This is a genomic window from Flavobacterium flavigenum (assembly GCF_027111255.2).
GTDB lineage: Bacteria > Bacteroidota > Bacteroidia > Flavobacteriales > Flavobacteriaceae > Flavobacterium > Flavobacterium flavigenum.
In genome coordinates, this window is record NZ_CP114285.2 from 3763697 (window position 1) to 3787084 (window position 23388).

Genomic DNA, 23388 nt, shown 5'->3' on the forward strand with positions numbered 1-23388 from the left:
GTTATTTACTTAGTTAATAATTTATTTAGTTATTTTTTATCAAATGTATATATTGTCGTGTAAATTAAATTCTTTTTTTGTACGAAAACGTTTTCGATTTTTCCGAAAACGTTTTCGATTATAATCAGTTTTTTTTATGATATTTGTTTAATGAGAGAAACTACTTTAAAAGAAATAGCTTCCGCTTTAGGTATATCTATTACCACTGTTTCGAAAGCATTGAAAAATTATCCGGATGTTAGTGATAAAACTAAGAAAGCTGTTATTGCTTTGGCTCAGCAGCTCGATTATACACCCAATAGTTTTGCCGTGAATTTGAGGACTAAAGAATCAAAAACAATTGGTCTTATTATTCCAGAAGTAGTGCATCATTTTTTTTCAGGTGTTGTAAATGGTATTATTGCCGAAGCAGAGAAAAATGGGTATTTGGTCATCATCCTTCAGTCTAATGAATCTTTAGAGTTAGAAAAAAAGCAAATAGCACTTTTGATTAATAAAAGAGTGGATGGAATTATCATGTCACTTTCTAATGAATCAAATGATGATGTTCATATTAAGGATATCCTTAAAAAAGAAATTCCATTTGTGCAGTTTGATAAAATCTCTAAGTTAATTCCAAGCTCCAAAGTTGTCATCAATGATCAAAAAGCGGCCATGGAAGCCGTTCAGCATTTAATTGATATGGGATGCAGGAAAATAGCTCATATCCGGGGGCTTGAAAATCCACAAAATGCTATTGATCGTTTTTTGGGATACAAAAAAGCACTGGAAAAAAACGGAATTCCTTTTGATTCTAAGCTGGTATATTCTTGTAAAGCAATCACCTTTGAGCAGGGAGTAGAATTTGCAAAGCAAATTTTGGAGGAAGATAAAGGTATTGATGGGATTTTTGTAATTACAGACCTTGTAGCGGTTGGGGTTTTGGCACATTTTAATGAAAAAGGAATCCAAGTACCCAATCAGATTGCTGTTATAGGTTTTAGTAATTGGTTAGTTTCTCAGGTAATTACACCCAAGTTGAGTACGGTCAATCAGCCAAGTTATGATATGGGCGTAGCAGCATTTAATTTATTGCTGGAAGAAATCCTTTGCCGTAAGGAAGGAAATGTGTTTAAACCTAAAATAATTGAATTAGAAACAGAGGTGATTGTTCGCGAGTCTACTTTGAAAAAAAGCAAATAAGAACGATTTTCAATTTAAAGCGCTTTTATATAACACTGCAAATATAACCTTTTTGATTTTAAGGTATTTTAGGGTTGAATAATAGATTATATTTAAGCTTTTTTCATATAATTTTACCAAATGATGAATTAAATTTAAAATTCATCATAAGGATGCCGATGTTAAATTTTCATTACGTTAAGTGATTTTTGGTTATTTTTGAAACAATAAGTTTTGTTTCTTAAATTACAAATTAAAATAATGAAAAAATTAATAGCAGTTTTTATCATGAGTACAGCCTCTTTTGCAGCTACTGCACAAAACAATTCGGACAATCCGTTATTACAGCCTTGGAAAGAACCTTACGGGGGAGTTCCTGCTTTTGATTCATATCAAGTTTCAGATTTTAAACCTGCAATTCAGTTTGCAATTCAGGAAAAACTAAATGAAATTGATGTAATTGCGAATAATCCAAAAGCGCCAACGTTTGATAATACAATTGCAGCTTTGGAACGTTCTGGTAAAACTATAGATCGAATTTCTGCCGTTTACGGAATTTACAGGTCAAACTTAAGTAGTCCTGAATTTAATGTTATTGACAGAGAAATGTCGCCTAAATTTTCTGAATTTAGTGATAAAATCAATCAGAATAAAAAACTTTTTACAAGAATTGAAACCTTATATAATTCTAAGGAAAGTAAAAAATTAACCAGCGAACAGCAGCGTTTGATTTGGTTGTATTATACAAATTTTGTTCGTCAGGGAGCAAAGTTAAATGAAGCGGATAAAGAGAAAGTAGCTGCTGTAAATAAAGAATTAGCGTCTCTTTTTACTCTTTTCAGTCAAAATTTATTGGCCGAAGAGCAGAATCAATATGTAGAATTAAAAACAGAAAATGACTTTGATGGTCTGCCTGAAGAGGTAAAAAAAGCTGCTATTGCTGAGGCTAAAGAAAGAAAGCTGAATGTTATGGGATGTATTGCTAATACACGTTCTTCCATTGAGCCGTTTTTGACTTTTTCGACACGCAGGGATTTAAGGGAAAAAGCATTTGATATTTTTGTAAAACGAGGAGATAATGGAAATGCAAATGATAATAATGCGACTTTAGTTTCTATTTTAGAATTACGAACTAAAAAAGCGAAATTACTTGGTTATCCAACTTTTGCTCATTGGAGTTTGTCAAACAAAATGGCAAAAGATCCGCAAAAAACTTTAGACTTAATGCTTTCTGTTTGGGAACCTGCAGTTGAAAAAGTACACGAGGATGTAGCAGAAATGCAAAAAATCGTAGATGGAGAAGGGGGTAAGTTTAAAATCCAGCCATGGGATTATCGTTATTATGCTGAAAAAGTTAGAAAAGTTAAGTATGATTTAGATCAAAACGAAGTCAAACCATACTTACAATTAGAAAAATTGAGAGAAGGAATGTTTTGGGTGGCAGGAGAATTATTTAATTTGAATTTCAAGCAGGTTACCAATGTGCCGGTTTATCATCCTGATGTCCGTGTTTGGGAAGTAAGTAATAAATTAACGGGTAAAGCAGTTGGGTTATGGTATTTTGATCCCTATGCACGTGCAGGGAAACGTTCAGGAGCCTGGATGAATGCTTATCGTAACCAGCAGAGATTAGATGGAGAGGTTCTGACAATCGTGTCTAATAATTGTAACTTCGTAAAAGGTGCTCCAAATGAAGCTATTTTAATCTCATGGGACGATGCTTCGACTTTATTTCATGAGTTTGGACATGCGCTTCACGGATTATGTTCAAATGTTACCTATCCAAGTTTGGCAGGAACTTCTGTAGCTCGTGATTATGTTGAATTTCCATCTCAATTGTTAGAGCATTGGTTAGCAACTCCAGAAGTATTAAATAAATTTGCGCTGCATTATAAAACGGGAGAGCCATTGCCTAAATCTTTGGTGGACAGAATTGAAAGAGCAGCAAATTTTGGAGAAGGATTTTCAACAGTGGAAACTATTTCAAGTTCATTGGTTGATATGAAACTGCATTTGGCTACAGAAAAAATCGATCCGAAGAAATTTGAGAAGGAAACTTTAGATGCGCTTCATATGCCTTCAGAAATTGTAATGCGTCACCGAATTCCACAGTTTGGGCATATCTTTTCAGGCGATGGTTATTCAGCAGGATATTACAGTTATTTATGGGCTGACGTTATTAATGCAGATGCCTGGGAAGCTTTTACAGAAGGAAAAGGGCCTTATGATAAAGCAGTGGCAAAACGTCTGTATGAAACTGTTTTCAGTGTTGGAAATACAATTGATCAGGAGAAAGCGTATGAAAATTTTAGAGGCAGAGCCCCAAAGTCTGACGCTTTAATGCGTGCCAGAAATTTTCCGGTTGCCGGAACTAAAAAATAAATGACCAGATAGACGTGTAATCGATGCGTTATATTCATAAAAGACAAAAGCCCGAATAACTAAATATTCGGGCTTTTTGTATTGAAAAAATAATATATTAACCTAAAGTAACTCTTTTGAAACCAGTGATTTCAACGTTGAATCCTTTAACGTAATCACCAACTTTTTTACTGTCATCTTTGATGAAGTTTTGATCTAATAAAGCTTTTTCCTGATCTAAAGTAGTGTTGTCAGAGATAAAACGTTGTACTTTTCCTGGAAGAATTTTATCCCAGATTTGCTCTGGTTTACCTTCAGCTTTTAATTCAGCTTTAGCATCTTCTTCAGCTTGTTTGATAACTTCAGGAGTTAATTGAGAGTAAGAGATGTATTTAGGAACATTTTTTAAAGTTTTTCCTAAACGTGCAGCTTCTTCGTTATCTTTTTCGATTACAGCAATACGGGCAGCAAGTTCAGATTCAACGAAAGCAGGATCAAAATCTTTGTAAGATAATGTGTCAGCTCCCATAGAAGCAACTTGCATAGAAACATCTTTTGTTAAAGTTTCAGCATTAGCAATTGGAGCAGAAATAGCTGTTAAAGCAGCAATTTTGTTTACGTGAACATAAGATCCAACGAAAGCACCTTCTAAAATTTCAAAACCACCGATTTCGATTTTCTCACCGATAACTCCAGTTTGCTCAATTAATTTTTCAGCAACAGTAATTCCGTTGAAATCAGAAGCTAAAAATTCTTCTTTAGAAGAGAAGTTGATAGCTCTTTCCACTAAATCTTTAGCTAAAGTTACGAAAGCCTCATTTTTACCTACGAAGTCAGTTTCACAGTTTAAAGTAAGGATAGCTCCTTTAGTGTTGTCAGCATTGATAAAAGAAACAGCAGCTCCTTCAGAAGACTCACGGTCAGAACGGTTAGCAGCAACTTTTTGTCCTTTTTCTCTAAGGATTTGTATTGCTTTATCGAAATCTCCTTCAGCTTCAACTAAAGCTTTTTTACAGTCCATCATTCCGGCACCTGTAGATTGTCTTAATTTATTTACGTCTGCAGCAGTAATTGTTGCCATAATATTTTGAATTTTAATGTTAAAAGTAAAAATTCCATATTCTAAATCCCAAAGTCCAATTTTATTAAATTATCAACATAACGTTTTTAATTTTTTATTTGGAATCTGGAATTTAAAATTTGGAATTTAAAATTTGATTTATTCTTCAGTTGCAGGAGCAGCTTCAGCTTCAACAGCAGGAGCAGCTTCTTCTTCAGCAGCAGCAACTTCAGTTTCTTTTTCTGCACCTCTGTCAGATAGACCTTCGATTACAGCAGTAGTTACTAAAGATAAAATTTTGTCAATTGATTTAGAAGCATCATCATTTGCAGGAATCACGTAATCAACCTCTCTTGGGTCAGAATTCGTATCAACCATTGCGAAAACTGGAATGTTTAATTTTTGAGCTTCTTTTATTGCGATGTGTTCGGCTTTGATATCTACTACGAACAATGCTGCAGGTAGTCTGGACATATCAGCAATTGAACCTAAGTTTTTCTCTAATTTAGCACGTAGACGATCAACTTGCAAACGCTCTTTTTTAGATAGAGTGTTGAAAGTACCATCTTTCTTCATTTTATCGATAGAAGACATTTTTTTAACTGCCTTTCTGATAGTTACGAAGTTAGTTAGCATTCCACCTGGCCATCTTTCAGTAATGTAAGGCATGTTTGCAGCTTTTGCTTTTTCAGCAACGATGTCTTTTGCTTGTTTTTTGGTAGCTACGAATAAGATTTTTCTACCTGATGCAGCGATTTTTTTCAAAGCTTCATTAGCTTCTTCAATTTTAGCTGCAGTTTTATATAGATTGATAATGTGAATACCATTACGCTCCATATAAATGTAAGGAGCCATGTTTGGATCCCATTTTCTAGTCATGTGTCCGAAGTGAACACCTGCTTCTAGTAATTCTTTTACTTCTATTTTGTTTGCCATTTTTGTACTAGTTTACGTTCTGTTGATTAGCAATGTATAAATGGCGGTTTCCCAGGCTTTATACATTTAGATGCTAAACTATATCCTACCTCGGTAGGAGAGCAACAATAACTGTGTTTTTTAATTTCAATAAATAATTGATAATGTCTTGTACCATCTGAACAAGACAGGTAATATTAACGTTTAGAGAACTGGAATCTCTTACGAGCTTTCTTCTGACCGAATTTCTTACGTTCAACCATTCTTGGGTCTCTTGTTAATAAACCTTCTGGTTTAAGGATTCCTCTGTTTTCAGCGTTAACTTCGCACATTACGCGTGCTAATGCCATTCTTACAGCTTCTGCCTGACCAGTTGTACCACCTCCGTAAACGTTTACTTTTACGTCAAAGTTACCAGCGTTTTCTGTCATAGAAAGCGGTTGTAATACTTTGTATTGTAAAGTTGCAGTTGGAAAGTAAGTTGCGAATTCTTTTTTGTTTACAGTGATGTTTCCAGTTCCTTCAGAAACATAAACACGTGCAACAGCGGTTTTTCTTCTACCGATTTTGTGAATAACTCCCATTACTTAAGATCATTTAGGTTAACAGTTCTAGGTTTTTGAGCTCCGTGAGTGTGCTCAGATCCTACAACAACATTTAGATTTCTGAAAAGTTCTGCTCCTAATTTGTTTTTAGGTAACATACCTTTTACCGCTTTTTCTACTAATAATGCAGGATTTTTTGCTTGCAATACTTTAGCAGTTAAAGTTCTTTGTCCTCCTGGGTAACCTGTATGACGCATGTAAATTTTGTCATTCATTTTTGTACCTGTAAGGTTAATTTTTTCTGAGTTGATAACAATTACGTTATCTCCACAGTCAACGTGCGGTGTGTAACTTGGCTTGTACTTACCTCTTAAGATCATCGCAACCTTTGAAGCAAGACGTCCTAAGTTATGACCTTCAGCGTCAACAACAATCCACTCTTTAGTTATAGTGGTTTTGTTTGCTGAAACTGTTTTGTAGCTTAATGCGTCCATAATATTATTTTAATTAAACATTCCATCCCCAATAAAGGGGATGCAAAAGTACAATTAATTATTTTAAAACCAAATACCTTAAAAGAATATTTTAAATACTGAAAATCAGGCTGTCAGTTAGGGAATTAAATCCCTGAAAATTTAGTTTACATTATTATGGAAGGAAAACTAAAGATATTTTACAGGATTTTTATAAAATTATAGTCTGATATGGTTTTGTTTTGAAATGAATCCGCCAGTTTAAATACTGGCATGCGTTTTTTTGTTTTATTTTAGGTAATTCTGTTATATTTGTATCAATTACATAAAAAATTCAATTGGATGAAAGCTAAAGCAACTCTAAAACAAATTGCGAAAGAACTTGGTGTGTCTGTTTCTACTGTGTCTAAGGCATTAAATGATAGTCCTGAAATTAGTGAACAAACCAAGGTGAAGATAAAGGAGTATGCAAAACTCAAAAATTATAAGCCAAATGTTATAGGCCTGAATTTAAAGAATAGAAAAACCAAAACAATTGGTGTAATTATACCTAATATATTAAATTCTTTTTTTGCAAAAGTTTTTAGTGGAATTGAGAAAGTAGCCGATAAAAAAGGGTACAATGTAATTACTTGTATCTCGAATGAGTCTTTAGAAAAAGAAATTCATACACTCGAAATGCTGAGTAATGGAACTATAGATGGTTTTATTCTTTCGGTTTCGCAGGAGGCTCAAAAACTAGAAGACTATGCTCATTTTACAGAAATTATAAATGATGGAACTCCAATTGTAATGTTTGACAGAATTGCTTATGGAGTTGAATGTGATAAAGTTGTTGTTGATGATTTTGATTCGGCTTTGAATTCAATCCAGCATTTAATAAATTTAGGATGTAAAAATATCGCCCTGATTTCTTCGGTAGATAATTTGAGTGTAGGAAAACTTAGAGCTGATGGATATTTGAAAGCATTAAAGGATAATAATATTCCTGTAAATGAAAAAATAATTCTTCGTACCAATTCAGAAGAAGATATGAAAAGTAAAATCGAAGCGATTTTTGATCATGAAATTGATGGGATTTTTGCTTTAGATGAAAATGATTCAGTTGCAGCTTTAAGGGTAAGTCTGAAAAAAGGATTTAAGGTACCTGAAGATATTTCTATTATAGGTTTTGCTGATGGGATTTTAGCATCAAGACGTTTGTCTCCAAGTTTAACGACTGTAAGTCAGCACGGAATTGAAATAGGTGAGGTTGCTGCTAAACGATTAATTTCAAGGCTGGAGGAAGAAGAAGGTGAAACTTCTGATTATGAAACGATTGTTATTAAAACGAAACTAAAAGAAAGAGAGTCAACCAAAAAATCGAAATAAAAAAGAAAATCCATTTTAGTTTTAAAGTGGATTTTCTTTTTTTTTATCTGTTTCTTAAGTTTTATAAAAGATTTTGGGTGTGGTTTGTCAGTTCTTGGTTAATACTGTCATTGAAGAGTGGTTAAGACCTGTTCTGTCGTGAGTATATATTCCAAAATATCAGTTTAATGTTGTTTGAAGAATTAATAATTCCTTTCTATATAAATTAATGTCATTACAATTGAGTTGAATAATTTTTATGTTAAATTGGAGATAAGTAATATTATTAGAGCAATCTAATTATTTGATTTATAAAAAAAACACTATATTTGCACCGTTATTTATTAAAATCTAAATAATGAGGGGACTAATTGTCCCCTCTTTTTATAAAATTATGACATTTAAAGAAAAAGTAAACGCATTAATTACTGAGGCTCTTTTGGAAAGACCTTCAATCTTTTTGATTGATTTGAGTATTTCTGATTCTTTTAAAATTAGTGTGGGTTTAGATGGGGATAATGGAGTAGCGCTTCAGGACTGTATTGATATTAGTCGTGCAATTGAGAATAATCTGGATCGTGAAGAACAGGATTTCTCTCTTGAAGTAGCTTCTGTTGGAGTAGGTTCGCCGCTGAAATTTACAAGACAATACAAGAAAAATATTGGTAGAACATTGATTGTTACTACAAATAGTGAAAAAATTGAAGCAGAATTGGTAGAAGCTAATGATGTTTTTATAATTTTGTCTTGGGAAGCAAGAGAACCGAAGAAAGTAGGAAAAGGAAAGGAAACAGTTCAAAAAACGCAACAAATACCTTATACAGAAATTAAAGAGGCAATTGTTACAGTAACATTTTAATTTAAAGAATTCGCATGGAAAATTTAGCATTAATCGATTCATTCTCAGAGTTTAAAGATAATAAACTTATTGATCGTGTAACGCTTATGGCAATTTTAGAGGACGTGTTTAGAAATGCATTGAAGAAAAAATACGGTTCAGATGATAACTTCGACATTATTATAAATCCTGATAAAGGAGATATGGAGATATGGAGAAGAAGAGTAATTGTTGCTGATGAGGATCTTGATTTTGAAAATGAAGAAATTACGCTTACTGAAGCAAGAAAAATTGAAGCGGATTTTGAAATTGGAGAAGAGGTTTCTGAGGAGGTAAAATTGATTGATTTGGGAAGAAGAGCTATCTTAGCGCTTCGCCAGAACTTGATTTCTAAAATACACGAACACGATAATACTAATCTTTATAAACAATTTAAAGATATTATTGGTGATATTTATACTGCTGAAGTACATCACGTAAGACCAAGAGTTGTAATTTTGGTAGATGATGAAGGAAATGAAATTGTGCTTCCAAAAGAGAAACAAATTCCATCTGACTTTTTTCGAAAAGGAGATAATGTTAGGGGAATTATTGAAAGCGTTGAATTAAAAGGAAATAAACCTCAGATCATCATGTCAAGAACTTCTGAGAAGTTTTTAGAAAAATTATTTGAACAGGAAATTCCTGAAGTATTCGATGGTTTAATTACAGTTAAAAATGTAGTCCGTATTCCTGGTGAAAAAGCAAAAGTAGCTGTGGATTCATACGATGACAGAATCGATCCTGTTGGAGCTTGTGTTGGTATGAAAGGGTCTCGTATTCATGGAATTGTTCGTGAATTAGGGAATGAAAATATCGACGTAATCAATTATACAAATAATATTCAATTGTTTATTACAAGAGCCTTAAGTCCTGCCAAGGTTTCATCAGTTAAAATTGATGAGGAAAATAAAAGAGCTGAAGTTTTCTTGAAATTAGAAGAAGTTTCTAAAGCAATTGGTAGAGGAGGTCATAATATTAAATTAGCAGGCCAGTTAACAGGTTATGAATTAGATGTAATTAGAGAAGGTGATGTAGCCGGTGCGATTGCAGATGATGACGATGTTGAATTATCAGAGTTTTCAGATGAAATTGAAGACTGGGTAATTGAAGAGTTTGCTAAAATAGGTCTGGATACAGCAAAAAGTATCCTGAGTCAGGAAGTAGAAGATTTAGTAAGAAGAACCGATTTAGAAGAGGAAACTATTCTGGATGTTATGAAAATACTAAAAGAAGAGTTTGATAACTAGTTGTATCTGCTCTAACAACACAACGAAAAAGGTAATAATAAAAAGGTTATATGTCTGAAGAGAGAGTAATAAGAATAAACAAGGTTTTAAGGGAATTAAATATTTCGTTAGAAAGAGCTGTTGATTATCTAAAAGATAAGGGGATTGCTATTGATGCAAATCCGAACGCTAAAATTTCTGACAGTGAATTTAATATCCTTCAAAGACAATTTGCGGGCGATAAGGGGAATAAGGAAGCTTCCAAAGAAGTAGGGGAAGAGAAAAGAAAGGAAAAAGAAGCATTGCGTGTTGAGCGCGAAAAGGAAATCGAAGATAAACGCAGACTAGACGAAGAACGTCAAAAACAACAGGAGATTATAAAAGCAAAGGCTGTTTTAACAGGACCTGTTCAAGTGGGTAAGATTGATTTAAACCCTAAAAAGACAGTTGTTGCTGCTCCTTCAGAAGAACCGGCTAAAGCTGAGGAGTCAAAAGTTGTTGCTCAGAAGGAAGTTGAAAAACCAATTCAAAAAGAAGATGGTAAGACTGATGCTCTGGCAGCTCCAGACAAATTAGATTCTATTATTACTGAGAAAAAAGAAATAAAAGCTGAAACTTCTAAAACAGCAAAAGATCCAGTTGTTTCAACTGATCCTGAAACTGCAGAAGAAACGATCACTACACAATATCAAAAATTATCGGGAACGACTCTTACAGGTCAGACAATTGATTTATCTCAATTTAATAAACCTAAGAAAAAGAAAGAGGATCCAAAGATAACGCCGAATAAACCGGGTACTCCGGGTGCAAACAATAACGCTAATAAAAATAAGCGTAAAAGAATTGCTCCTAAACCAGGTGCTCCTGGGGTGCAAAAAACAGGTACAGGTAATGTTTCGGGAACACCAAATCCTAATAAAATTACGCCAAACACAGGAGGGGGTGGTTTTAATGCTAATAGAAGCGCAAGACCTGGTTTTGTAAAAGGGAACCGTCCGGCTATAGTTGCTAAAGTTGAGCCTACTGAGGAGGAAGTAAAAAACCAAATTAGAGAAACTCTTGAAAAGCTACAAGGCAAAGGCGGAAAATCAAAAGCTGCTAAATACAGAAGAGATAAAAGAGATACGCATCGTCAGAAATCTGATGAGGAGCAAAGAGCGCTTGACGAAGGAAGTAAGACTATTAAAGTGACTGAGTTTGTTACTGTAGGTGAAATTGCAATCATGATGGATGTGCCAATTACTAAAGTTATCGGAACTTGTATGTCGCTTGGTATCATGGTTACCATGAACCAACGTCTAGATGCGGAAACTTTAACTATCGTAGCTGACGAGTTTGGTTATGAAGTTGAGTTTATCACAGTTGATATCGAAGAAGCGATCGAGGTAGTTGAAGATAAGGAAGAAGATTTAGTGGTTAGAGCGCCGATTGTTACTGTAATGGGGCACGTTGACCACGGTAAAACATCTTTACTGGATTATATCCGTAAAGAAAATGTTATCGCTGGGGAGTCCGGAGGTATTACGCAGCACATTGGAGCTTATGGGGTAACTCTTGATAATGGTCAGAAAATTGCATTTTTAGATACTCCTGGTCACGAGGCGTTTACTGCGATGCGTGCACGTGGAGCTCAGGTTACCGATATCGCAATTATTGTGGTAGCTGCCGATGATGATATCATGCCGCAAACAAAAGAGGCAATCTCTCATGCACAAGCTGCGGGAGTTCCAATTATATTCGCTATCAACAAAATTGATAAACCGAACGCAAATGTTGAGAAAATCAAAGAACGTTTGGCTGGTATGAATTTACTTGTTGAAGACTGGGGTGGAAAAATTCAATCACATGATATTTCTGCTAAAGTAGGAACAGGAGTAAAGGAATTGCTGGAAAAAGTATTGTTAGAAGCTGAAATCCTTGATTTAAAAGCTAATCCAAATAAGGCTGCTCAGGGAACTGTTGTGGAGGCTTTTCTGGATAAAGGAAAAGGATATGTTTCTACAATATTAGTGCAACAGGGAACTCTTAAAATTGGAGATTACATGTTGGCAGGTAAACATCATGGTAAAATTAAAGCCATGCATGATGAACGTGGGCATAATGTAAAAGAAGCTGGTCCGTCGACTCCGGTATCTGTTTTAGGTCTTGATGGAGCTGCTACAGCTGGAGATAAATTCAATGTGTTTGAAGACGAAAAAGAAGCAAAACAAATTGCATCTAAACGTTCTCAGTTAATGAGAGAGCAATCAGTGCGTACACAAAGACATATTACGCTTGATGAAATCGGACGTCGTATTGCTCTTGGTCAGTTTAAAGAATTAAATGTTATCCTTAAAGGTGACGTTGATGGATCTGTTGAGGCATTATCTGACTCATTCTCTAAACTTTCTACAGAAGAAGTCCAGATTAATATTATACACAAAGGGGTTGGGGCAATTACGGAAACGGATGTTAACTTAGCTTCTGCTTCAGATGCTATTATTATCGGATTTAATGTTCGACCTGCTGGAAATGCAAGACAACTTGCAGATAAAGAAGAAATAGATATCCGTTATTATTCTATTATTTATGCCGCTATCGATGACTTGAAAGATGCTATGGAAGGAATGTTAGCTCCTGAAATGAAAGAAGAGATTCTTGGTACAGCAGAAATTCGTGAGATTTTCAAAATTTCTAAAGTAGGTTCTATTGCTGGTTGTATGGTAACTGACGGCAAAATTTTAAGATCGTCTAAAATTAGGGTTATCAGAGAAGGTGTCGTGGTGCATACAGGAGAACTTGTAGCATTGAAACGTTTCAAAGATGATGTTAAAGAAGTTACAAAAGGATATGATTGCGGTATTCAGATTAAAGGTTTTAATGATATCGAAGAAAGAGATGTTATTGAAGCATATCACGAGGTTGCAATTAAAAAGAAATTGAAATAATATTTAAAATCAAAAAAGTCCCGATTTAATCGGGACTTTTTTGATTTTAAAATGACTGTAAAATTTAAAGTGGTGTGTGTTTGGTTGTTTTGATATTTTAATGCTTAAAACTGCTTAAAATTGATCAAAACAAGAGTCTTTTTTAATCTTGTAGATTTTTTAAAGATAAAAACAAATAATAATTGACTTTGTATTGGGTTTGCTTAAAATTTATTTGCTTGGTTTAATAAGGAATACGCTTTTATATTTCTTTCTAATTTCTTCCAAATTTCGTTCTGCTTCAATTCTTGTTTTAAAATTTCCAACGACTACTTTATAGTTTGGAGTATTAAAAATTATAGTTCCGTCAATGTTGTTAAATTCCCTTTTGAAATTAGATAAAGTCTTTTTTGCTTCGTCACTTTTGCCACTGAAAACTTGAATTTTGTAAGTGTCATTGGTACTAATTGACGTGTTAATTTTACGCTTATCATTCAGTAATTGTTCAAATTTAGGATCTTGATTCAAAGTAATGTTTTGGTCCTGAGCATTAATATTGTGTGTTAAAGCGAGCATAGGGAATAGTAATAAAATCTTTTTTGATGGAGTTAAAATTCTCATAATGTGATGGTTTTTATACAAAAATAATGTTTAAAATTTATATGTGGAATGTTTGTGCTATTTAGAATTGATATAAATTGATATTTAAGACTATTTTAAGGTTTTGAGAATAGTACTTAAATTGTATTTTTGTGCAGGTTTTAAAAAAGCGGTATTAGATTTAACTGATTAATTACAGAAAAAATCATACCAAAAAATTAGTAGATAATTTTATACTATATGAAAAAGGTGGGTAACCATAATTCGATCTCAAGAAAATTGATGCTTAGCTTGTCGCTATCGCTGATTTTCTCCCTAACTTCATTTGCTCAAGATCCTGCTGCAGCTCCTGCGGCGACTGAAGATGCTGCTGCTCCGGCTGCGGCATCTGGAGGTGATCCGGTAAAAGGGAAAGAACTTTTTAATGCAAATTGCGCTGCATGTCACAAATTAGATGCTAAATCAACTGGTCCTGCTTTACGTGGGGTTGCTGCTAAGCATGATATGGCTTGGATTTACAAGTGGGTGCATAACAGTTCTGACATGATTAAGTCAGGTGATCCTGTTGCAGTTAAACTTTTTGAAGAGAATAATAAGTCAGTAATGACTTCTTTTCCTCAATTGTCTGAAGGAGATATTGATAATATTATCGCATATACTTCTGAACCTAAAGTTGAGTCTGCTCCTCCTGGAGGTGGTGCTGCAACTCCTCCTGGTACAGTTGTTGAAGGTGGTGGAATTTCCAACAATATTATTTTAGGAGCTCTTGCTCTTGTAATGGCTATTTTAGTTGTGATGTTGTTTATGGTGAACAAGGTTTTAACTAAAGTCGCAAATAAAAATGGTATTGAGGTTGCTCCTAAAGAAGCAAGGCTTCCAATCTGGAAAGCTTTCGCTAGAAACCAATTCTTGGTTTTAGTAACTGCAATTTTCTTGCTTTTGGCTAGTGGTTATTTTGTTTACGGTTACTTAATGCAGGTAGGTGTAGATCAGAATTATGAGCCAATTCAGCCAATTCACTATTCTCATAAAATTCACGCTGGTGATAACGAGATTAATTGTAAATATTGTCACTCTGCTGCTCGTGTAAGTAAAAATGCTGGTATTCCTTCGTTAAATGTTTGTATGAACTGTCATAAAAACATTTCGGAGGTTGCTGAAACAACGGCTACTGCTGAGTACAGCAAAGCATTCTACGATGCTCAGATTCAAAAATTATATGATGCTGTTGGTTGGGATAAAGCTAAACAAGCTTATACTGGAAAAACACAGCCTGTTAAATGGGTTCGTATCCATAACTTGCCTGACTTTGTTTACTTCAATCACTCTCAACACGTTTCTGTTGCAGGTATTGAATGTCAAACTTGTCACGGACCAGTACAGGAATTTGAAATCATGAAGCAATACTCTAAATTAACAATGGGATGGTGTATTGATTGCCATAGAAAAACTGATGTTAAGATGGAGGGTAATGCTTATTATGACAAAATTCATGCTGAGCTTTCTAAAAAATACGGTGTAGAGAAATTAACTGCAGCGCAAATGGGAGGTTTAGAGTGTGGTAAATGCCACTATTAATCGATTTATTAAGATTTTAATATATATATACAATGTCATCAAACAAAAAATACTGGAAAAGTGTTGAGGAGCTAGAAAATAGCTCTATTGTTGAGGCGCTTAGAAATAACGAGTTTGTTGAAGAGATTCCTACTGATGAGTTTTTGGGTAACGCTGATGCTTTATCTACATCTGGAACTTCACGTCGTGACTTTTTAAAGTACGTAGGGTTTAGTACTGCAGCTGTTACATTAGCTGCCTGCGAAGGTCCTGTTCACAAGTCTATCCCTTATGTATTACAACCGGAACAAATCATTCCTGGTGTTGCAGATTATTATGCAACTACCGTTTTTGATGGTTTTGATTTTGCTAATCTTTTGGTTAAAACTCGTGAGGGTCGTCCAATTAAAATTGAAAACAATACAATTGCTGGTGCTAAATTTGCAGCTAACGCAAGAATTCATGCTTCTATTTTAGGATTATATGATAGTACGCGTTTAAAAGAGCCTAAAGTAGATGGTAAAGATTCTACCTGGTCAGCAGTTGATTTAAAAATTAAATCAAGTTTAGCAGATGCTAAAGCAAAAGGTGGACAAGTAGTATTGTTGACTAATACTTTAGCAAGTCCTTCCACAGAGAAATTAATTGCTGAGTTTATTGCAAAAAATCCAAACGCTAAGCACGTTGTATATGATGCAGTTTCATCATCTGAAGCTTTAGATGCTTTTGAAGCTGTTTATGGTCAAAGAGCTTTAGTTGATTACGATTTTTCAAAAGCTTCATTAATCGTATCTGTTGGTGCTGATTTCTTAGGAGACTGGCAAGGTGGTGCATATGATACAGGATATGCACAAGGACGTATTCCTCAAAATGGAAAAATGTCTCGTCACTTCCAGTTTGAATCAAATATGACATTATCTGGAGCTGCTGCTGATAAGCGAGTTCCAATGACTGTAGCTGCTCAAAAGCAAGCTTTAGTTCAAATTTATAATATTGTTGCAGGTGCTTCTGTTCCTGTTTCTTTAGATGAGAAATTTAAAGTAGAAGTAGTTAAAGCTGCTCAGCAACTTAAAGCTGCTGGTTCAAAAGGAGTTTTAGTATCTGGAATTGAAGATAAAAATGCTCAATTATTAGTTTTAGCTATTAATCAGGTATTAGCTAGTGAAGCTTTTACTACTGCTGGAGCAAGACAAATTAGAAAAGGTTCTAACGCAGCTGTTGCACAGTTAATTAAAGATTTGAATGCTGGAAGTATTCATACTTTAATTATGAGTGGAGTTAATCCTGTTTATACTTTAGCTGATTCAGCTGCTTTTGTATCTGGATTGAAAAAAGTTAAAACGTCTGTTTCTTTTTCGTTAAAAGAAGATGAAACTGCATCAATTGTTTCAATTGCTGCGCCAACTCCTCACTATTTAGAGTCTTGGGGCGATCTTGAGTTAACAAGTGGAACTTACAGCTTAACTCAGCCTACTATCCGTCCAATCTTTAATACAAAACAATTTCAAGATGTTTTATTGTCTGTAAATGGTACTCCTGGTACTTTTTATGACTATTTAAAAGTAAATTCTGGAGCTTATACTGCAGGTGCTTCTTGGAATAAAGTATTACATGATGGGGTAGCAATAGTTGGGGCTACAACATTATCAGGAGGTGCTATTGATGCTGCTTCTGCTGCAAATGCTGTTGCAAAATCTAAAGCTGCTGGTGATTTTGAATTAGTACTATATACTAAAACAGGATTAGGGGATGGACAACATGCTAACAATCCTTGGTTACAAGAGTTTCCTGATCCAATTACAAGAGTTTCTTGGGATAACTACGTTACAGTTTCTAATGCTGATGCTAAAAAACTTGGTTTGTCAAACGAAATTGTTGCAAACGGAGGTTTAAATGGTAGTTATGCTACTATTACTGTTGATGGGATTAAATTAGAAAATGTTCCAGTAATCGTCCAGCCAGGACAAGCAGTTGGGACTGTAGGTCTAGCTCTTGGGTACGGACGTAAAGCAGCTCTAAAAGAAGAAATGCAAGTAGGTTTAAATGCTTACGCTTTATATAAAAGTTTCAATAATGTTCAATCAGTTTCTATCGCTAAAGCTGGAGGAGTACATGAGTTTGCTTGTGTTCAAGGCCAGAAAACTTTAATGGGTAGAGGTGATATTATTAAAGAAACTACTTTAGAAATATTCAATACTAAAGATGCTGAGCATTGGAATGAAAAGCCAATGGTATCTTTAGATCACCAGGAAGTAGAGGCTACAACTGTAGATCTTTGGGAATCATTTGATCGTACAACTGGGCATCACTTCAATCTTTCAATCGACTTAAATGCTTGTACTGGATGTGGAGCTTGCGTTATCGCTTGTCACGCAGAAAACAACGTTCCTGTTGTAGGTAAAGCAGAGGTAAGAAGAAGCCGTGATATGCACTGGTTACGTATCGATAGATATTATTCTTCTGAAAGTACTTTTGAAGGTGACAACGAAAGAAAAGAAGGAATTGCTGGTTTATCTAGTTCATTATCTACATTTAATGAAATGGAAAAAGCAGGAGATAATCCTCAAGTTGCTTTCCAGCCTGTAATGTGTCAACACTGTAACCACGCACCTTGTGAAACAGTTTGTCCGGTTGCAGCAACTTCTCACGGACGTGAAGGTCAAAACCATATGGCTTACAACAGATGTGTTGGTACTCGTTACTGTGCAAACAACTGTCCATATAAAGTACGTCGTTTTAACTGGTTCTTATACAACAAAAACACTGAGTTCGATTATCATATGAACGATGATTTAGGCCGTATGGTATTAAATCCTGACGTTAACGTACGTTCTCGTGGTGTTATGGAAAAATGTTCTATGTGTATTCAAATGACACAAGCTACTAAATTAAAAGCTAAAAACGAAGGCCGTCCGGTTAGAGATGGAGAATTCCAAACAGCTTGTTCTAGTGCTTGTTCTTCTGGAGCGATGATATTTGGTGATGTAAATGATAAAGAAAGTAAAGTTGCTAAATTAGCTGCTGACGAAAGATCATACCACTTATTAGAGCATGTAGGTACAAAACCTAATGTGGTTTACCATGTTAAAGTTAGAAATACTTAGTAAATTATTAATTAAGAAACAATATAAAGGATTATGTCGTCTCACTACGAAGCACCCATTAGAAAACCTTTAGTTATAGGTGATAAATCATATCACGATGTAACTGTAGATGTGGCAGCACCTGTTGAAGGTCCTGCAAATAAGCAATGGTGGATTGTATTTTCAATCGCATTAATAGCCTTCCTTTGGGGGTTGGGTTGTATAATTTACACCGTATCTACCGGTATCGGAACATGGGGATTAAATAAAACAGTTGGTTGGGCCTGGGATATCACTAACTTCGTTTGGTGGGTAGGTATTGGTCACGCTGGAACATTAATTTCTGCAGTATTATTACTTTTCCGTCAACGTTGGAGAATGGCTATTAACCGTTCTGCAGAAGCAATGACTATCTTCTCAGTAGTTCAAGCAGGTTTATTCCCAATTATTCACATGGGACGTCCATGGTTAGCATACTGGGTATTGCCTATTCCAAACCAATTTGGATCTTTATGGGTAAATTTTAACTCACCTTTACTTTGGGACGTATTTGCGATTTCAACGTATCTTTCAGTATCATTAGTTTTCTGGTGGACTGGTTTGTTACCTGACTTTGCAATGCTTCGTGATAGAGCTATTACTCCATTTAACAAAAGAGTTTATTCTATCTTAAGTTTTGGATGGAGCGGTAGAGCAAAAGACTGGCAACGTTTTGAGGAAGTATCTTTGGTATTAGCTGGTTTAGCTACTCCTCTTGTACTTTCTGTACACACAATTGTATCTATGGACTTTGCTACTTCTGTAATTCCGGGATGGCATACAACAATTTTCCCTCCATACTTCGTTGCTGGAGCTGTTTTCTCGGGATTTGCAATGGTAAATACGTTGCTAATCGTTATGAGAAAAGTTTCTAGTCTTGAAGCATACATCACATTACAGCATATTGAGTTAATGAACATCATTATCATGATTACTGGTTCTATCGTAGGTGTGGCTTATATTACTGAGTTATTTGTGGCTTGGTATTCAGGTGTGGAATACGAGCAATATGCATTCTTAAACAGAGCTACCGGACCTTACTGGTGGGCATATTGGGCGATGATGACTTGTAACGTTTTCTCTCCTCAGTTTATGTGGTTCAAAAAACTAAGAACAAGTATAATGTTTTCATTTGTAATTTCGATTGTAGTAAATATCGGAATGTGGTTTGAAAGATTTGTAATTATTGTTACTTCTCTGCATAGGGATTACCTTCCATCTTCCTGGACAATGTTTTCGCCAACATTTGTTGATATTGGAATTTTCATTGGAACAATTGGTTTCTTCTTCGTATTGTTTTTATTATATTCAAGAACTTTCCCTGTAATTGCTCAGGCAGAGGTTAAGACAATTTTGAAAGGAACAGGAGATAATTACATTAGAGAAAGAGCAAATAGTAAAGATTCACATCATGAGTAATAAAGTAATATACGCCATTTATAATGACGATGATATTTTGATGGACGCAGTAAAGAAAACCAGAGCTGCACACCATCATATAGAAGAAGTTTTTACTCCATTCCCAGTTCACGGATTGGATAAAGCTATGGGGTTAGCACCAACAAGATTAGCAATTTGTGCGTTCCTTTATGGATGTGTTGGAATTTCTGTTGCAACAACAATGATGAGTTATATCATGATTCATGACTGGCCACAAGATATTGGTGGTAAACCAAGTTTTAGTTTCATACAAAATATGCCATCTTTCGTGCCAATTATGTTTGAAATGACTGTATTTTTTGCAGCTCACTTAATGGTTATTACTTTTTACATGAGAAGTAGATTATGGCCATTTAAACAAGCAGAGAATCCTGATGTAAGAACAACAGATGACCATTTCTTAATGGAAGTGGCTGTAAACGATAATGAAGCTGAATTAGTTTCTTTCTTTGAAGGTACAGGAGCTGTTGAAGTTAAAGTAATTGAAAAGAATTAATTGTAGCTATGAAAAGGATATATAAAATAACACTTTTAGTTGGTATAACTATTTTAGTTTCATCTTGCCACAATAATTCGGCACCAAACTATCAGTATTTCCCAAATATGTATGAGTCTGTAGCATATGAGACTTATGGAGAGTCAAAAGTATTTAAGGGAGGAAAAGAAGGACAGCTTCCTGTAGAAGGAACTATTAACAGAGGTTTTGAACCTTATGAGTACGAAAATTCAACGGCAGGGTATGAATTGGCTAAAGCTAATTTAAAATCACCTTTGACGGAAGAAGAAAAAAGTTCTGAAAAAGGAAAACAGCTTTTCGAGATTTATTGTATCAGCTGCCATGGCGCAACTGGAAATGGTAAAGGTAAATTGGTTGAAAGAGAAAAATTTCTTGGGGTACCTAGCTATAAAGACAGAGAAATTACTGAAGGTAGTATTTTTCACGTTGAAACTTATGGTTTAAATGCAATGGGTTCACATGCAAATCAATTAAGTGCCCATGAACGTTGGTTAGTTGCTGACTATGTTCTAAAACTAAAAAGCCAATTATAATTGTTGAACAAACTGATCGTAATAGATATGTACACATTTTCAAGTAAATTAAAAACTTTTTCTATCATTCTAATGGCCGTTGGTATATTAGGGATTGGATATGGTTTTTTAAACGCTCCTAAAAATATTGAAGAGGTAGAAACTCTTCTTAAAAAAGAAGCATCAGAGCACGGTGGTGGGCATCATGAAGCTGCTCAAGCACATCATGAAGAAAAAACACAAGAAGCTACTCACCATGCAGAGGCTGAAGAAACACATCCACAGGTTGTTGTAAATAAAGATTCTATTGTTGCAAATGCAGATACAGTTCACGAAGAAAAAACTGAAGTAGTTCACGAAACTGCGGTTGCTAATCATGAAGTAAAAGCAGACAAGCACGAAGAAGTTTCTCATGAACAAGATCATAAAGCGCATGCTGAACATGTTTTACACCAATTGCAAAACAAACCTTGGTCAGCTTTGTATGTTGCTTGTATTTTCTTCTTATTGCTTACTATGGGAGTTTTAGCATTTTATGCTATTCAACAAGTAGCTCAGGCTGGTTGGTCTCCTGTTTTATTTAGAGTTATGCAGGGTATTACAGCTTATTTACCGGCTGGTTCTATTATTTTCTTTATTATTTTGGTTCTTTGTGGTTTACACTTTAATCATATATTTGTTTGGTTAGGTGAAGCTGTTACTGATCCTAAAAGCCCTAATTATGACGCTATCATTGCTGGAAAATCTGGTTATTTAAATTTTCCTTTTTGGATCATCAGAGCATTTATCTTTTTGTTAGGCTGGAACTTATATCGTATTTATTCTAGAAAAAACTGTCTGGCTCAGGATGAAGCTAATGATGATTTATATTACAAAAAGAATTTTAAATTATCTGCTGGTTTCTTAGTATTCTTTATAGTTTCTGAGTCTATTATGTCTTGGGACTGGATAATGTCTTTTGATCCTCACTGGTTTAGTACATTATTTGGATGGTATGTATTTGCTTCTTTCTTTGTAAGCGGTATTACAACTATTGCATTAGTTACAGTTTATTTAAAATCTAAAGGATATTTAGAGTATGTAAATACAAGCCATATTCATGATTTAGCTAAATTTATGTTTGGTATTAGTGTATTCTGGACGTATTTATGGTTCTCTCAATTTATGTTGATTTGGTACGCAAATATTCCTGAAGAGGTAACTTATTTCGTAACAAGAATTCAATTGTATAACCTGCCTTTCTTTGGTGCTGTAGTTATGAATTTTGTTTTCCCGTTATTGATATTAATCAATACAGATTTCAAACGTCTTAACTGGGTTATTGTAATGGCTGGAATTGTGATCTTGTTAGGACACTATGTTGACTTCTTTAATATGATTATGCCTGGAACAGTTGGTGACAGATGGTTTATTGGAGTTTCTGAAATTGCATCTATTCTTTTCTTCTTAGGTTTATTTATTTTCGTAGTGTTTACTGCTTTGAGTAAATCTCCTCTGTTAGCAAAAAGAAATCCTTTCATAGAAGAAAGTAAACATTTTCATTATTAATATTTAAAGAAGTAAACAGATGACAAGTTTGTTGGTAATTATAGTTTTAGTTTTATTAGCAGTTGCATTATGGCAATTGACCAAGATTTTCGATCTTACTCAGGTTGGGGCTTCTTCGGACGATTCTCAGGTAGCGTCTGATAATGATAACAATGTTCAGGGATATATCATGTTTGGCTTTTTGGCTTTCATTTATATCTTCACAATTTACGGTCTACTAAAATGGGGTAATTTGGCACTTCATACACCTGCTTCTGAGCATGGTCTTTTGGTAGATAATTTAATGAATATTACTTGGGTGTTAATTTTTACTGTTCAGGTTATTACTCAGGGTTTATTATATTGGTTTTCTTTTAAATATAAAGGGAATAAAGATAAAAAAGCTTTGTTTTTTGCTGATAGTAATAAATTGGAAGCAATTTGGAGTATAATTCCTTCTGTTGTTTTGGCAATCTTAATACTTTACGGATTGTATGCATGGAATAATATCATGTTTGTTGACAAAGACGAAGATGTAGTAGAAATTGAATTATATGCTCAGCAATTTAAATGGACTGCCAGATATGCAGGGCAGGATAATGTTTTAGGTAAGGCAAATGTTCGTTTAATTGAAGGTATCAATACTTTGGGTGTTGATATGTCTGATCCTAATTCTCAGGATGATATTGTAGTAACTGAATTACATATTCCAAAAGGGAAAAAAGTTCATTTTAAAATGCGTTCTCAGGATGTTTTACACTCTGCTTATTTTCCACACTTTAGAGCACAAATGAACTGTGTTCCGGGAATGGTTACTGAATTTGCTTTTATTCCAACTTATACTACTGCTGAATATAGAGAGCTGCCTTTTATGATTGAGAAAGTAGCTAATATCAATAAACTTAGAAATGAAAAAAGTGCTGAATTAGTAGCAAAAGGAGGTACAGCTTTAGACCCATATACATTTGATTACTTATTGTTGTGTAATAAAATTTGTGGAGCTTCTCACTACAATATGCAAATGAAAGTTGTTGTGGATTCTCCTGAAGATTATAAAAAATGGTTAAGTGAAAAAACAACTTTAGCTCAGGATATTAAAGCTGCAGCTGCGGCTGAAAAGCCAGTTGAAGGAGATGAACCTACTACAGATACAACTACAAAGGTAAAAGATACTGTAAAGGCAGTTATTGATACTGTTAAAGCAGCTGTAGCAAAAGTTGCGGTTAAATAATATTA

18 protein-coding genes are annotated in these 23388 nt (G+C 34.5%); 13 read left to right on the forward strand and 5 right to left on the reverse strand.

What is annotated here, in order from left to right; all coding sequences use genetic code 11:
- Positions 1-150 precede the first annotated feature (150 nt).
- Together OZP09_RS15615 and OZP09_RS15620 are read left to right on the forward strand one after the other, a co-directional pair.
- Entirely contained in the window at positions 151-1182 is a 1032-nt protein-coding gene (locus tag OZP09_RS15615) for a LacI family DNA-binding transcriptional regulator (RefSeq protein WP_281309634.1), read from the forward strand.
- Between the two features lie 240 nt (positions 1183-1422).
- On the forward strand, positions 1423-3543 hold the full coding sequence (locus tag OZP09_RS15620) for a M3 family metallopeptidase (RefSeq protein ID WP_281309635.1): 2121 nt from the start codon (positions 1423-1425) through the stop codon (positions 3541-3543).
- A 97-nt stretch (positions 3544-3640) separates the two neighbouring features.
- Here the strand turns inward: OZP09_RS15620 and tsf are convergent, their stop codons facing one another.
- The 4 genes from tsf to rplM form a co-directional block, all read right to left on the reverse strand.
- The gene (gene tsf / locus OZP09_RS15625) at positions 3641-4603 is read right to left on the reverse strand and encodes a translation elongation factor Ts (protein ID WP_269234656.1); all 963 of its coding nucleotides are present in this window, start codon (positions 4601-4603) and stop codon (positions 3641-3643) included.
- Between the two features lie 138 nt (positions 4604-4741).
- Positions 4742-5518 carry a 30S ribosomal protein S2 gene (gene rpsB, locus OZP09_RS15630; protein ID WP_269234657.1) on the reverse strand — a complete coding sequence of 259 codons (777 nt, stop codon included), beginning with the start codon at positions 5516-5518 and terminating at the stop codon, positions 4742-4744.
- A gap of 176 nt (positions 5519-5694) precedes the next feature.
- Positions 5695-6081, reverse strand: a complete 387-nt coding sequence (gene rpsI, locus OZP09_RS15635; RefSeq protein WP_035645327.1) for a 30S ribosomal protein S9 — start codon at positions 6079-6081, stop codon at positions 5695-5697.
- Positions 6081-6536 carry a 50S ribosomal protein L13 gene (gene rplM, locus OZP09_RS15640; RefSeq protein ID WP_269234658.1) on the reverse strand — a complete coding sequence of 152 codons (456 nt, stop codon included), beginning with the start codon at positions 6534-6536 and terminating at the stop codon, positions 6081-6083. The genes rpsI and rplM overlap by 1 nt, the downstream gene beginning before the upstream one ends.
- A gap of 321 nt (positions 6537-6857) precedes the next feature.
- On the opposite strand from rplM, the gene OZP09_RS15645 reads away from it, so the two are divergent.
- From OZP09_RS15645 to infB, 4 genes are all read left to right on the forward strand, one after another.
- Entirely contained in the window at positions 6858-7886 is a 1029-nt protein-coding gene (locus OZP09_RS15645; RefSeq protein WP_269234659.1) for a LacI family DNA-binding transcriptional regulator, read from the forward strand.
- Between the two features lie 373 nt (positions 7887-8259).
- Positions 8260-8724, forward strand: a complete 465-nt coding sequence (gene rimP / locus OZP09_RS15650; RefSeq protein WP_269234660.1) for a ribosome assembly cofactor RimP — start codon at positions 8260-8262, stop codon at positions 8722-8724.
- A 14-nt stretch (positions 8725-8738) separates the two neighbouring features.
- Entirely contained in the window at positions 8739-9992 is a 1254-nt protein-coding gene (gene nusA, locus OZP09_RS15655) for a transcription termination factor NusA (protein WP_269234661.1), read from the forward strand.
- Positions 9993-10042: 50 nt separating this feature from the next.
- Positions 10043-12898: a translation initiation factor IF-2 gene (infB, locus tag OZP09_RS15660; RefSeq protein WP_281309636.1), complete on the forward strand. Its 2856-nt coding sequence runs from the start codon at positions 10043-10045 to the stop codon at positions 12896-12898.
- A 210-nt stretch (positions 12899-13108) separates the two neighbouring features.
- Here the strand turns inward: infB and OZP09_RS15665 are convergent, their stop codons facing one another.
- On the reverse strand, positions 13109-13498 hold the full coding sequence (locus tag OZP09_RS15665; RefSeq protein WP_269234662.1) for an SPOR domain-containing protein: 390 nt from the start codon (positions 13496-13498) through the stop codon (positions 13109-13111).
- Between the two features lie 219 nt (positions 13499-13717).
- Between OZP09_RS15665 and OZP09_RS15670 the strand changes: the two genes are divergently transcribed.
- From OZP09_RS15670 to OZP09_RS15700, 7 genes are read left to right on the forward strand one after another with little or no spacing between them, the layout of a single operon-like run.
- On the forward strand, positions 13718-15055 hold the full coding sequence (locus OZP09_RS15670; RefSeq protein ID WP_269234663.1) for a c-type cytochrome: 1338 nt from the start codon (positions 13718-13720) through the stop codon (positions 15053-15055).
- 32 nt (positions 15056-15087) lie between these two features.
- Positions 15088-18138 carry a TAT-variant-translocated molybdopterin oxidoreductase gene (locus OZP09_RS15675; protein ID WP_269234664.1) on the forward strand — a complete coding sequence of 1017 codons (3051 nt, stop codon included), beginning with the start codon at positions 15088-15090 and terminating at the stop codon, positions 18136-18138.
- Positions 18139-18171: 33 nt separating this feature from the next.
- On the forward strand, positions 18172-19575 hold the full coding sequence (gene nrfD / locus OZP09_RS15680) for an NrfD/PsrC family molybdoenzyme membrane anchor subunit (RefSeq protein WP_281309637.1): 1404 nt from the start codon (positions 18172-18174) through the stop codon (positions 19573-19575).
- Positions 19568-20092, forward strand: a complete 525-nt coding sequence (locus OZP09_RS15685; RefSeq protein WP_025572651.1) for a DUF3341 domain-containing protein — start codon at positions 19568-19570, stop codon at positions 20090-20092. The genes nrfD and OZP09_RS15685 overlap by 8 nt, the downstream gene beginning before the upstream one ends.
- 8 nt (positions 20093-20100) lie before the next feature.
- Positions 20101-20646, forward strand: a complete 546-nt coding sequence (locus OZP09_RS15690) for a c-type cytochrome (RefSeq protein WP_025572649.1) — start codon at positions 20101-20103, stop codon at positions 20644-20646.
- 27 nt (positions 20647-20673) lie between these two features.
- Positions 20674-22173, forward strand: coding sequence for a cation-translocating P-type ATPase (locus OZP09_RS15695; protein WP_269234665.1), 1500 nt, complete (start codon positions 20674-20676; stop codon positions 22171-22173).
- 19 nt (positions 22174-22192) lie between these two features.
- Entirely contained in the window at positions 22193-23383 is a 1191-nt protein-coding gene (locus OZP09_RS15700; protein WP_269234666.1) for a cytochrome c oxidase subunit II, read from the forward strand.
- The last annotated feature ends 5 nt before the right edge of the window (positions 23384-23388 follow it).

Coding starts and splice junctions, on each gene's coding strand:
- OZP09_RS15670 (WP_269234663.1), top strand. CDS start 13,718: ATGAAAAAGGTGGGTAACCATAATTCGATCTCAAGAAAATTGATGCTT.
- nusA (WP_269234661.1), top strand. CDS start 8,739: ATGGAAAATTTAGCATTAATCGATTCATTCTCAGAGTTTAAAGATAAT.
- OZP09_RS15645 (WP_269234659.1), top strand. CDS start 6,858: ATGAAAGCTAAAGCAACTCTAAAACAAATTGCGAAAGAACTTGGTGTG.
- OZP09_RS15620 (WP_281309635.1), top strand. CDS start 1,423: ATGAAAAAATTAATAGCAGTTTTTATCATGAGTACAGCCTCTTTTGCA.
- rpsI (WP_035645327.1), bottom strand. CDS start 6,081: ATGGGAGTTATTCACAAAATCGGTAGAAGAAAAACCGCTGTTGCACGT.
- rpsB (WP_269234657.1), bottom strand. CDS start 5,518: ATGGCAAACAAAATAGAAGTAAAAGAATTACTAGAAGCAGGTGTTCAC.
- OZP09_RS15690 (WP_025572649.1), top strand. CDS start 20,101: ATGAAAAGGATATATAAAATAACACTTTTAGTTGGTATAACTATTTTA.
- OZP09_RS15685 (WP_025572651.1), top strand. CDS start 19,568: ATGAGTAATAAAGTAATATACGCCATTTATAATGACGATGATATTTTG.
- OZP09_RS15615 (WP_281309634.1), top strand. CDS start 151: ATGAGAGAAACTACTTTAAAAGAAATAGCTTCCGCTTTAGGTATATCT.
- OZP09_RS15665 (WP_269234662.1), bottom strand. CDS start 13,498: ATGAGAATTTTAACTCCATCAAAAAAGATTTTATTACTATTCCCTATG.
- rplM (WP_269234658.1), bottom strand. CDS start 6,536: ATGGACGCATTAAGCTACAAAACAGTTTCAGCAAACAAAACCACTATA.
- OZP09_RS15700 (WP_269234666.1), top strand. CDS start 22,193: ATGACAAGTTTGTTGGTAATTATAGTTTTAGTTTTATTAGCAGTTGCA.
- infB (WP_281309636.1), top strand. CDS start 10,043: ATGTCTGAAGAGAGAGTAATAAGAATAAACAAGGTTTTAAGGGAATTA.
- rimP (WP_269234660.1), top strand. CDS start 8,260: ATGACATTTAAAGAAAAAGTAAACGCATTAATTACTGAGGCTCTTTTG.
- nrfD (WP_281309637.1), top strand. CDS start 18,172: ATGTCGTCTCACTACGAAGCACCCATTAGAAAACCTTTAGTTATAGGT.
- tsf (WP_269234656.1), bottom strand. CDS start 4,603: ATGGCAACAATTACTGCTGCAGACGTAAATAAATTAAGACAATCTACA.
- OZP09_RS15695 (WP_269234665.1), top strand. CDS start 20,674: ATGTACACATTTTCAAGTAAATTAAAAACTTTTTCTATCATTCTAATG.
- OZP09_RS15675 (WP_269234664.1), top strand. CDS start 15,088: ATGTCATCAAACAAAAAATACTGGAAAAGTGTTGAGGAGCTAGAAAAT.